10 protein-coding genes are annotated in these 11,416 nt (G+C 64.4%); 3 read left to right on the top strand and 7 right to left on the bottom strand.

Annotated elements, in window-relative coordinates; translation table 11 throughout:
• The gene (locus tag AB2N08_RS00800; RefSeq protein WP_367608726.1) at positions 1–225 is read left to right on the top strand and encodes a hypothetical protein; all 225 of its coding nucleotides are present in this window, start codon (positions 1–3) and stop codon (positions 223–225) included.
• 180 nt (positions 226–405) lie between these two features.
• Positions 406–1,446: a TRAP transporter substrate-binding protein DctP gene (dctP, locus tag AB2N08_RS00795; protein ID WP_367608725.1), complete on the top strand. Its 1,041-nt coding sequence runs from the start codon at positions 406–408 to the stop codon at positions 1,444–1,446.
• Between the two features lie 12 nt (positions 1,447–1,458).
• Here the strand turns inward: dctP and moaD are convergent, their stop codons facing one another.
• The 6 genes from moaD to AB2N08_RS00765 all read right to left on the bottom strand — a co-directional run bounded on the left by moaD (position 1,459) and on the right by AB2N08_RS00765 (position 8,361).
• Complete coding sequence (moaD, locus tag AB2N08_RS00790) at positions 1,459–1,716, bottom strand: molybdopterin converting factor subunit 1 (RefSeq protein ID WP_367608724.1); 258 nt, start codon at positions 1,714–1,716, stop codon at positions 1,459–1,461.
• Positions 1,717–1,737: 21 nt separating this feature from the next.
• Positions 1,738–2,985 carry a molybdopterin molybdotransferase MoeA gene (locus AB2N08_RS00785; protein WP_367608723.1) on the bottom strand — a complete coding sequence of 416 codons (1,248 nt, stop codon included), beginning with the start codon at positions 2,983–2,985 and terminating at the stop codon, positions 1,738–1,740.
• A gap of 1 nt (position 2,986) precedes the next feature.
• Positions 2,987–4,462, bottom strand: a complete 1,476-nt coding sequence (gene thrC, locus AB2N08_RS00780) for a threonine synthase (RefSeq protein ID WP_367608722.1) — start codon at positions 4,460–4,462, stop codon at positions 2,987–2,989.
• A gap of 260 nt (positions 4,463–4,722) precedes the next feature.
• Positions 4,723–6,105, bottom strand: a complete 1,383-nt coding sequence (locus tag AB2N08_RS00775) for an L-serine ammonia-lyase (protein WP_367608721.1) — start codon at positions 6,103–6,105, stop codon at positions 4,723–4,725.
• Between the two features lie 68 nt (positions 6,106–6,173).
• Complete coding sequence (locus AB2N08_RS00770; RefSeq protein ID WP_367608720.1) at positions 6,174–7,136, bottom strand: NAD-dependent epimerase/dehydratase family protein; 963 nt, start codon at positions 7,134–7,136, stop codon at positions 6,174–6,176.
• Between the two features lie 19 nt (positions 7,137–7,155).
• A complete protein-coding gene (locus tag AB2N08_RS00765) occupies positions 7,156–8,361 on the bottom strand; it encodes a glycine C-acetyltransferase (protein WP_367608719.1) in 1,206 nt (401 codons plus the stop codon).
• A gap of 174 nt (positions 8,362–8,535) precedes the next feature.
• Between AB2N08_RS00765 and AB2N08_RS00760 the strand changes: the two genes are divergently transcribed.
• On the top strand, positions 8,536–9,111 hold the full coding sequence (locus AB2N08_RS00760) for a helix-turn-helix domain-containing protein (RefSeq protein WP_367608718.1): 576 nt from the start codon (positions 8,536–8,538) through the stop codon (positions 9,109–9,111).
• A 65-nt stretch (positions 9,112–9,176) separates the two neighbouring features.
• Here AB2N08_RS00760 and AB2N08_RS00755 read toward each other — a convergent pair whose 3' ends face one another.
• Positions 9,177–11,357 (bottom strand): prolyl oligopeptidase family serine peptidase, encoded by a 2,181-nt coding sequence (locus AB2N08_RS00755; protein WP_367608717.1) that lies wholly within the window; start codon positions 11,355–11,357, stop codon positions 9,177–9,179.
• Between the last annotated feature and the right edge of the window lie 59 nt (positions 11,358–11,416).

Genomic DNA, 11,416 nt, shown 5'->3' with positions numbered 1-11,416 from the left:
ATGCGCCCTGCTACTTACTGGATCGGCCAATACCTGCTGGCCGCCGGCACCATGTTCCTGCTGCTCGCCGCCGTCGACCTGATGCGCGGCGACAGCCTGGCCGCCACCTGGCCTGACACCCTGGCCTGGTCGGGGGCAGCGGCGGCAATCTTCGTCGCCTCGCGCTGGCGCCAGGCCAGCAAGGGCATCGACTGCGCCGCATGCAAGGACGAACAGGTGCGCTGAGGGCCAGCACACCGCCCCGATCCTCCAGGATGTGCCTTTTGTCAGAGCTGCAATATTCCGCTTGACATGCCGCGCAGCAGGAATATTCTTGTAGTGGCCAGCTGCGAACGATGGCGCCCGCATCGACGAGGCCCGCCACGACTCGCCCGGCAGTCCGTTACAACATCTTGGAGGATGTATATGTCGGTAGAGAAGAACACGTTCACCACGCGCCGAACGATCCTCGGCGCGCTTGCCACCAGCCCACTCTGGATGGGGCCGGCCTGGGCCCAGCCGAACAATCTCAAGATCTCGCACCAGTTCCCCGGCGGCAGCATCGCACAGGGCGACTTTCGCGACCGCCTGTGCCGCATGTTCGCATCCGAAGTGGAAAAGCGCACGCGCGGCGGCGTGAAGTTCTCGATCTACCCAGCCTCGTCCCTCATGCAGCCGGGCGCCCAGTTCGGCGCGCTGCGTGGCGGCAAGCTCGACATGGCGCTGGTGCCGTTATCGTATGCCGGCGCCGAAGCGCCGGAGGCGAATATTGGCCTGATGCCGGCTCTCGTCACGTCGTACGAACAGGGTTACGGCTGGCGCAATGCGCCCATCGGGCGTGAACTGGCCCGCATCCTGGCCGAACAAGGCCTGGTGATCGTCAGCTGGATCTGGCAAGCGGGCGGCGTGGCGTCGCGCGGCGATCCGATCGTCACGCCGGAAGACGCGCGCGGCCTGAAGGTGCGCGGCGGCTCGCGCGAGATGGACATGCTGCTGCAGGACGCCGGCGCCACCGTCGTCAACATGCCGTCCAACGAGATCTACAACGCCATGCGCAGCGGCGCGCTCGATGCGGCGCTCACATCGTCGACGTCGCTCATTTCGTTCCGCCTGCAAGAGACGGCGCGTTCGCTGACCACGGCGCGCGGCGGCTCGTACTGGTTCATGTTCGAGCCCTTGCTGATGTCGCGCTCCGTGTTCGAACGCCTGAGCAAGCCGCAGCAGCAGGCAGTGATGGCGGTGGGCGCCGACCTGGAAAAATTCGCGATGAAATCGGCGCGCATGGACGATGCGGCGGTGGCGACGGTGTTTCGCGGCGTCGGTGCGCGCGTGGTCGACCTGAATCCCGAAGCGCTGCGCGGCTGGCAGGAAGTAGCGCGCAATACGGCCTGGAAGGATTTCGCATCGCGTAACAGCAACTGCGCGAAACTGATGGCGCTGGCCGAACAGTCGATCGCGGCGCTGTAGGTCTTGCGCTGACTACCCGCCCGTCACGGGCGGGAAGAACGCCACCTCGGCGCCATCGGGTACCGGGGTCTCGCCACGACACATCACCTGCTGGCATGCCATGCGCACCGCGCGCTCGGGCGCCAGCGCGTCGGCCCAGACCCCACCGCGCGCGCGCAGCAGGTCCCGCACCGCGCCCACGGTCGCGACCTCCGGCGGCAAATCCAGTTGCTCTTGCCCCGTGCCGACTGCTTCACGCAGCGCGGCAAAATACTTCACGTTGATTTTCATGACGCTCTTCTTCTTGGTAGCCTAATGCTGTAGTTCGGCGAACGGAATGAAACGTACCAGATCGCCCGCCGCAATCGCCTTGTCCGGCGGGTTGTCGATCAGCCCATCGCCCCACACGGTCGACGTGAGCACGCCGGAACCCTGGTTCGGGAACAGCTCGAGGCCACCGGCCGCGTTCATCCGCGCACGCAAGAATTCATTGCGGCGGTCGCCCTTGGGCAGGTCGAAGTCGGCCCGCACCATATACCCTTGCGGTTCGACCGGCCCGCGCACGCCCTGCAGGCGCAACAGGAACGGCCGCACGAACAACAGGAAGGTCACGAAGCTCGAGACCGGATTGCCGGGCAAGCCGATAAAGAAGGCAGTGCCTTCAGCACGCCGCACCTCGCCGAACGCCAGTGGCTTGCCCGGCTTGACGGCGATCTGCCACATCGACAAGCGCCCTTCCGCTTCCACCGCCGGCTTGATGTGGTCTTCTTCGCCAACCGACACGCCACCCGACGTGATGATCAGGTCATGCTCGCGCGCAGCGTCGCGCAAGGTGGCGCGCGTGGCGTCCAGCGTGTCGGGCACGATGCCGAAGTCGGTGATCTCGCAGCCGAAATTCTCCAGCAGGCCGCGCAATGTGAAGCGGTTCGAATTGTAGATCGCGCCCGGCTTCAGGTCGCTCGCGGCGACGTCGCCCGGCATCGTCAACTCGTCGCCGGTAAAGAACACGGCCACGCGCAGGCGCCGGTGCACCGGCAGCGTGGCCAGGCCGACCGATGCGGCCAGCCCGAGTTCCTGGCTGCGCAGGCGGCTGCCCGCCGTCAGGATGACGCCGCCGTTGCCGATGTCTTCGCCCTTGCGGCGGATCCATTCGCCGTCGCGCGGCGCGTGGTGGATCGTGACGCTGTCGCCCACCGCCTCGCACTGCTCCTGCATGACGACGGCGTCGGCGCCCGGCGGAATCAGGGCGCCGGTGAAGATGCGCGCCGCCGTGCCGGGTTCGAGCTCATGCCCGACGTGGCCGGCCGGGATGCGCTGCGTCACGCGCAGCGTCGCCTGGCCGCTCGTGCAGTCGGCAAAGCGCACGGCGTAGCCATCCATCTGCGTGTTGTCGGCCGATGGCACGTCGATCGTGGCCAGCTGATCGGCGGCCAGCACGCGGCCGTTGGCGGCCAGCGTGGGGATGGTGTCGACGTCCGGCACTGGCCGGCTTGCTGCCAGCAGCACGTCCAGCGCCTCGCGCACCGTCAGCAGCGGTGGTCTTTGTCCTGGTGCACTCATGTCACAGGCCCGTGTGGTCGGCGATGTACGCCTTCATCTGGTCGACGTCGGCGGGCATCACCACGAAGCGCTGCGGCAGCGATTCGATGTCTTCGAAACCGGCCGGACGCGCAGCGTCGGTGCCCAGCGCTTCGAGGATCGTTTCATTGAACTTGGCGGCCAGCGCAGTCTCGAGCACGATCATCGGCACGCGCGGCGCCATGTGCTCGCGCGCGACCTTGATGCCATCGGCGGTATGGGTGTCGATCGTGATGTCGTAATCGTCGGCCACGTCGCGGATGGTGTCGACGCGGTCATTGTGCGTCGAGCGGCCCGACAGGAAGCCGAATTTCGCGACCTGCCTGAACTCGTCGCCATCGCTGCCCGGCGTGCCGGACAGGTCAAACCCGCCGTGCGTGTCGACCTTGCGAAACAGCGCATGGGTGCGCTCGGCGTCGCGCCCGACCAGGTCATACACGAAGCGTTCGAAGTTCGACGCTTTCGAGATGTCCATCGACGGGCTGCTGGTGTGGAAGGTTTCCGAGGCTTTGCGCACGCGGTACACGCCGGTGCGGAAGAATTCGTCGAGCACGTCGTTCTCGTTGGTGGCGGCCACCAGCTTGTCGATCGGCAGGCCCATCATGCGGGCGATGTGGCCCGCGCAGATATTGCCGAAGTTGCCCGACGGGACGGTGAACGAGACCTTCTGGTCATTACTCGTCGTGGCCGCCAGGTAGCCGCGGAAGTAATACACCACCTGCGCGACGACGCGCGCCCAGTTGATCGAGTTGACGGTGCCGATCTTCTGGCGCGCCTTGAAGGTCAGGTCGTTCGAGACGGCCTTGACCAGGTCCTGGCAATCGTCGAAGTTGCCCTTCACCGCGATATTGAAGATGTTCGGGTCTTGCAGGCTGAACATCTGCGCGGTCTGGAAGGCGCTCATGCGCTTGTGCGGCGAGAGCATGAACACGCGCACGCCGCGCTTGCCGCGCATCGCGTATTCGGCGGCGCTGCCGGTGTCGCCCGATGTCGCGCCGAAAATATTCAATTCATCGTTGTGCTTGGCCAGCGCGTACTCGAACAGGTTGCCGAGCAACTGCATCGCCATGTCCTTGAACGCGAGCGTCGGACCATTCGACAGTGCTTGCAGGATCAGCTTGCCGCGCGGGCCGTCTTCGAGCACGCGCAGCGGGGTGATCTCGCCCGCCGACTCGTCGGCGCGGGCGTTGCAGTACACCGCCGGCGTGTAGGTGCGCGCCGTGATGGCCTTGAGGTCGGCTTCCGGGATATCGGTAGCGAACTTGCGCAGGATCTCGAAGGCCAGGTCGGCGTAGGACAGCTTGCGCCACGCGTCGAGTTCGGCGCTCGTGACTTGTGGATATTCTGCCGGCAGATACAGGCCGCCGTCCGGGGCGAGGCCGCCGAGCAGGATGTCACAGAAGTTCTGGGGATTGCGTGCTGCGGATGCGCTCGTCGCGCGGGTGGACACATAGTGCATACGGTAGAAGATCCAGTTGGCTCAGATTGATACTTAATTATAGTGGGCGCCGGGGAAAATGTATGCTGTGCTGCGAAAAAGGCAGTTGGGAGAATAAAATTGGGTGGCGGGACGGATGTGGGCTATTCGGCGGACTTGGATGCCCGCCTCCGCGGGAATGACGTGCTTCTGCTGCAGGCAAATGCCGTTTTTGCCACTGCACTCGAAACCGTCATTCCCGCGAAGGCGGAAATCCAAGTCAGCACCGCAGCCACAACGCCTCAGCAAGCTGCGTGATTGACGGTCACGACGTGAATCGCCAACCCACCCAGCGACGTTTCCTTGTACTTGACTTGCATGTCCGCGCCGGTCTGGCGCATCGTTTCGATCACGCTATCGAGGCTCACGAAGTGCACGCCATCGCCCTTGAGCGCCAGCGAGGCCGCGGTGATCGCCTTGATGGCGCCCATGCCGTTGCGCTCGATGCACGGAATCTGCACCAGCCCGCCGATCGGGTCGCATGTCATGCCAAGGTGGTGTTCGATGCCGATTTCGGCCGCGTTCTCGATCTGCTCGTTGGTGCCGCCCAGCGCCGCCACCAGCCCCGCCGCCGCCATCGCGCAGGCCACGCCGACTTCACCCTGGCAGCCGACCTCTGCGCCCGAGATCGATGCGTTCTTTTTGCACAGCATGCCGATCGCCGCCGACGTCAGCAGAAAGTCGCGCACGCCGCGCTGCGGATCGATCGGGCGACAGTCTTCGGCGTAGTAGCGCAGCACGGCCGGGATAATGCCGGCCGCACCATTGGTCGGGGCCGTGACGACCCGGCCGCCGGCCGCGTTTTCTTCGTTCACGGCCATCGCGTACAGGCTGACCTGCTGCACGGCGTCGTGCGGCAGCGCGTTCTGCGGTTGCGTCTCTTGCGCCTGCCGCCACAGCGCGGCCGCGCGGCGGCGCACGTTCAGGCCACCGGGCAGGCGCCCTTCGGTCTTGAGGCCCTGGCAGATACAGTCGCGCATCACGCCCCACAGGCGATCCAGGCCCGCGTCGAGTTCTTCCTCGCTCATGCGCACACGCTCGTTCGCGCGCAGCATGTGCGGAATGCTCAAGCCATGCGTGCGACCGTGCTCGAGCAGCTGGACCATCGTATCGAACGGGAACGGCACCGGCGTGCCCACGGGTTCGGCCGTGCGCGCCTGCGCTTCGCCAGCCGCGGTGATGAAGCCGCCACCGACCGAATAGTAAATGCGTTCGATGATGCTGCCGTCACGCAGTTGCAGCACGAAGCGCATGCCGTTCGGGTGTTCCGGCAGGGTCGAGGCCTTGTGCCAGACCAGATTGACCTTGGCGTCGAACGGGACGATCTTGATGCCCAGCAGTGCGATTTGCCCATCGAGCGCGGCGGTATCCAGTTTGTCGTCGACCGAGGCCGGATCGAGCTCCTGCGGCGTCTCGCCCATCAGGCCGAGGATCACGGCCTTGTCGGTCGCGTGGCCGACGCCCGTCAGCGCCAGCGAGCCATACAGGTGGGCTTCGACGCCGACCGCGTCGTCCAGCATCCCGCACTCGAGCAGAAAGCGGCGCGCCGCGACCATCGGGCCCACCGTGTGGGAGCTCGACGGCCCGATGCCAATCTTGAACAAATCAAACACGCTCATGTCCATCTTGATTTTTCCGTTCCCGTTCTTGATAAGAAAACGGCCTGGCGTTTGCACGCCAGGCCAATGGAAGATTATGCCGCGAGCGTGGCGCCCACGTCGATATTTTTCAGCATCGAATCGACCATCTCGTCGATACCGATGCGGGCTTGCCAGGCCCAGTCCTGCGTCGCCCGGCTGTCGTCCAGGCTTTTCGGCCATGAATCGGCGATCTGCTGGCGGCTGTCAGGCGCGTAGGCGATGGCGAACTCGGGCCGCGCCTTCTTGATCGCAGCGGCCAGTTCGCGCGGGTTGAACGAGACGCCGGCCACGTTGTACGACGAACGGATCGCCACCTGCTCGCCCGGCGCTTCCATCAGTTCGACCGTGGCGCGGATCGCGTCGGGCATGTAGATCATCGGCAGCGTGGTCTCCGGGCCGAGGAAGCATTCATACGTTTCGCCGCGCAGCGCCGCGTGGAAGATCGCGATGGCGTAGTCAGTGGTGCCGCCGCCCGGTGGCGACTTGTAGCTGATGATGCCCGGGTAGCGGATGCTGCGCACATCGACGCCATATTTGCTGTGGTAGTACTCGCACAGGCGCTCGCCGGCCAGCTTGCTGATGCCGTACACGGTGGTGGGGTCCATGATCGTGAACTGCGGCGTGTTCTCGCTTGGCGTGTTCGGCCCGAAGGCGGCGATCGACGATGGCCAGAACACCTTGAGCGGTTTGCCGGCCTCGCCGCGTTCGCGCGCGATTTCGAGAATGTTGAGCAGGCCGTCCATGTTCAGGGTCCAGGCCTTGAGTGGCGCTTTTTCGCCGGTGGCCGACAGCATGGCGGCCAGCTGGTAGACCTGGGTGATCGATTCGCCGGCGACCAGGCGCGCCAGGGCATCCTTGTCCAGTACGTCCAGGCGCGTATAGCGCGCGGCGCCGTACAGATTATGCTCGCCGATGTCCGACGCGATGACGTTCTGCGCGCCGTGCTTGTCGGCGAGCGCGCTGACCAGTTCACTGCCGATCTGGCCGTTGGCGCCGATGATGAGGATGCGTTCCATGCTGTGATTCCTTGCTTGATTATGTATTCTTGATGATGTCCAGCTCACGGCCGGCTTGTTCGAATGCCTTGAGCACGAAGTCGAGCTGCTCGCGGGTGTGCGCCGCCGACAGTTGCACGCGCACGCGCGCCTGGCCCATTGGTACCACCGGATAGAAGAAGCCCGACAGCAGCACGCCCAGTTCGAACATGCGCGCCGCAAATTTCTGCGCAATCGGCGCGTCGAACAGCATCACCGGGACCACCGGGTGCGTGCCCGGCTTGATGGTAAAACCGATGCGCTCGATCTCGGCGCGGAAGTACGCGGTGTTCTCGTGCAGGCGGTCGCGCAGCTCGGTGGACTTCGAGATGCGCTCGAGTACCGCGAGCGAGGCGCCGGCGATCATCGGCGCGAGCGTGTTCGAGAACAGGTACGGGCGCGATTTCTGGCGCAGCGTCTCGATCACTTCTTTTTTACCTGACGTGAAACCGCCCATCGCGCCGCCCAGGGCCTTGCCCAGCGTGCCGGTGATGATGTCGATCTTGCCGATCACGCCGCAGTGTTCGTGCGTGCCGCGACCGGTCGCGCCCATGAAGCCCGAGGCGTGCGACTCGTCGATCATCGTCAGCGCGCCGTATTGCTCGGCCAGCGCGACGATCTTGTCCAGCTGGGCGATCGTGCCGTCCATCGAGAACACGCCGTCGGTGACGATGATCTTGTGACGTTTGCCAGCTTCGGTCGCCGCGATCAGCTGCTTCTCCAGGTCGGCCATATCGTTGTTGGCGTAGCGGTAGCGCGCCGCCTTGCACAGGCGCACGCCGTCGATGATCGAGGCGTGGTTCAGCGCGTCGGAGATGATCGCGTCGTTGTCGTCGAACAGCGGCTCGAACACGCCGCCGTTGGCGTCGAACGCCGCCGCGTACAGGATCGTGTCTTCGGTACCGAGGAAGTTCGACAACGCCGATTCCAGTTCCTTGTGCACGGTTTGCGTGCCGCAGATGAAGCGCACCGACGACAGGCCATAACCGTATTTTTCAAGCGCGGCGGCGGCTGCCTGCTGCGTTTCGACGTCGCCCGACAAACCCAGGTAGTTATTTGCGCACATATTGATCAGGGTGCGGCCATCCTGCGCGACCACTTCGGCGCCCTGGCGCGACGCCAGCACGCGCTCGGGCTTGAACAGTCCATCGCTGCGCAAGGTGTCGAGTTTTTGCTGCAGGCCACTGTAGAAGGTTTGGTCGCTCATGGTGTTTTTCCTGTTCCGGGGTGAAGCCGGCTTGACCGGCGGTTGGCGGATGCTGTACCGTTGGTAGGTTCGATGTAGAAGACTAATCCTGTATATCGAACTCAAATTCAATATAGTGGATATTACCCGCGTGCCATGAACTTGGCAAGCCATCCTGAATAACGTGATGCGGCAATGAATAAAATTTTAACAAACAACGCCCCGCCCGAAGTTGGCGCCACGCTGCAGCGCCTGCGCCTGGCCCGCGGCCTGACGCTGGAAGACCTGTCGCGCATCGCCGGCGTGTCCAAATCGATGCTGTCGCAGATCGAACGCGAAAAAGCCAATCCCACGATCGCCATCACCTGGCGCCTGGCCAATGCGCTCGGTGTACAGATCGGCGAATTGCTGACGTCCGAGGTACGCCCGACCGAACTCATCCGCCTGGTGGATGCGCACGAGATCCCCACCCTGCCCGGCGCGCACGCCGGCTATTCGCTGCGCATCCTGGGGCCGATGGATTTAGCGGGCAAGTATGAATGGTATGAGCTGACCCTGGCGCCCGGTGGCGCACTGGCGTCGCAGGCGCACGATCCCGGCACGGGCGAGCACCTGACGGTGATCACCGGGACCGTGGAGCTCGAGGTAGGGCTTGAGAAGAAAAAAGTGCGGCACGGCGCGACGGCGCGCTATCCGGCCGACCAGGATCACGTGATTCGCAATACCGGCAAGACCGAGGCCAAGGCGCTGCTGGTGGTGGTGCACCGGTAAGGTTCGACACAGCATACATAAAACGGCCGCCGGATCGCTCCGGCGGCCATTGTATTTGGGGCGCGTTATTTTGCGCCGCCGACCGTCCTGGTCGCGTCGTTCATGTGCAGCTCGCGCGACAGGAAGCCCCAGCGATCAGCCACTTCCTCGATCTGCTTGCCGGTTGGCTTGCCTGCGCCATGACCCGCCTTGGTGTCGATGCGGATCAGGATCGGCGCGCTGCCGGCCTGCGCGGCCTGGGCGGCGGCGGCGTACTTGAAGCTGTGCGCCGGCACCACGCGGTCATCGTGATCGGCCGTCGTGACCATCGTCGCCGGGTAGCAGGTGCCGGCCTTCAGGTTGTGCAGCGGCGAATACTTGACCAGCGCCTTGAATTCATCGGCGTTCTCGGACGAACCGTAGTCCGAGGTCCAGGCCCAGCCAATGGTAAATTTGTGGAAGCGCAGCATGTCCATCACGCCCACCGATGGAATGGCCGCTGCAAACAGGTCCGGCCGCTGGGTGGTCGCCGCGCCCACCAGCAGGCCGCCGTTGCTGCCGCCGCCAATGGCCAGCTTCTGCGGCGATGTTACCTTGTTTTTCACCAGCCACTCGGCCGCACCGATGAAGTCATCGAACACGTTCTGCTTTTGCAGCTTGGTGCCGGCCTGGTGCCAGGCTTCGCCGTACTCGCCGCCGCCGCGCAGGTTGGCCACGACGTATACGCCGCCCATTTCCATCCACGCCAGGTTGGCCGGCGAGAAGCCAGGGGTCATCGAGATATTGAAGCCGCCGTAGCCGTACAGGTAGGTCGGATTCGAGCCATCGAGCTTGAGTCCTTTTTTCGACACGATGAACATCGGCACCTTGGTGCCGTCGCGGCTCGTGTAGAACTGCTGGCGCGTTTCATAGTCGGCCGGATTGAACGCGACCTTCGGCTGGCGGAACACGGTGCTCTCGCCCGTGGTCATGTTCAGGCGGTAGATCGTGGTCGGATTCGTGAAACCGGTGAACGAGTAGAAGGTCTCGGTGTCGCCGCGCTTGCCCGACAGGCCGCCAACGGTGCCGATGCCCGGCAGCGCGATCTCGCGTACCGGCTTGCCGTCGAGGGAGACGACGCGCACGACGCTGCGAGCGTCCTTCAGGTATTCGAGCACGAGCTGGTTGTTGACGATGTCGGCGCCGGTGAGCGTATCGGCGCTTTCGGCGACGATTTCTTTCCAGTTCGATTCTGCCGGCTTGCTGACGTCGATGGCAATGATGCGCTTCTTCGGCGCCTTGCGGTCGGTGCTGAAGTAGAACACGCTGCCGACGTTGTCGATGAAGTCGTAGCCGGCGTCGAAGTTGTCGATCAGGTCGACCACCTTGGCATCAGACCTGGACAGGTCCTTGTACGACACGCGGTACTTCGGCGCGGTGCCCTTGGTGGTGGTGATGATCAGGAAGCGGCCGTCGTCGGTGGTCTGGCCGCCGAAGCCCCATTCTTTCTGGTCGGCGCGGTCGTACACCAGCGTGTCGGCGCTTTGCGGCGTGCCGATGCGGTGGTAGTACAGCTTCTGGAAGTAGTTCACATCGGCCAGCTTGGTCGCTTCTTTCGGCTCGTCGTAGCGGCTGTAGAAGAAGCCCTTGCCGTCCTTCGTCCAGGCGGTGCTCGAGAACTTGACCCACTTGATGTGGTCCGGCAGATCCTTGCCGGTCTCGATGTCGCGCAGCTTGATCTCGTTCCAGTCCGAGCCCGAGGCGGCGATGCTGTAGGCCAGCAGCTTGCCGTCGGGGCTCACTTCGGCGCCGGCCAGGGCGACGGTACCGTCGGCGGCAAGGGTGTTCGGATCAAGCAGCAGGCGCGGCTCGTCGTCCAGGTTTGTCAGCGTGTAGAGCACCGACTGGTTCTGCAGGCCATCGTTGCGGGTGTAGAAGTAGCGGCCGCCCTCTTTGCCCGGCACGCTGTAGCGCTCGTAGTTCCACAGCTGCGTCAGGCGCTGGCGGATCGCTTCGCGTTGCGGGATCTGCGCCAGGTAGGCCTGGGTCACCTTGTTCTGGGCGTCGACCCAGCTTTTGGTCTCGGCGCTGTTGGCGTCTTCGAGCCAGCGGTAAGGGTCGGCGACCACGGTGCCGTGGTAGTTGTCAGTCTGGTCGACTTTTTTCGACACCGGGTAGGTCGGCCCGGCGCCGCCCGGGGAACAGCTTTGTGCGAACGCTGGATTGGCGCTGAAGGTCGTGGCCAGCACGGCGGCCAGCGTCGCGCCCTTGGCAAGTTTCATGTGCATATTGTTCTCGTTCTGTGAATGATGAGGTCGGCTTGTGGCCGCAGGGCATCATAGCGCGA

The organism is Massilia aurea, from assembly GCF_040790145.1.
Classification (GTDB): Bacteria; Pseudomonadota; Gammaproteobacteria; order Burkholderiales; family Burkholderiaceae_D; genus Telluria; species Telluria aurea_C.
Note: the sequence above shows the minus strand (reverse complement) of the source record. Positions and strands in the feature narration are given on the sequence as shown.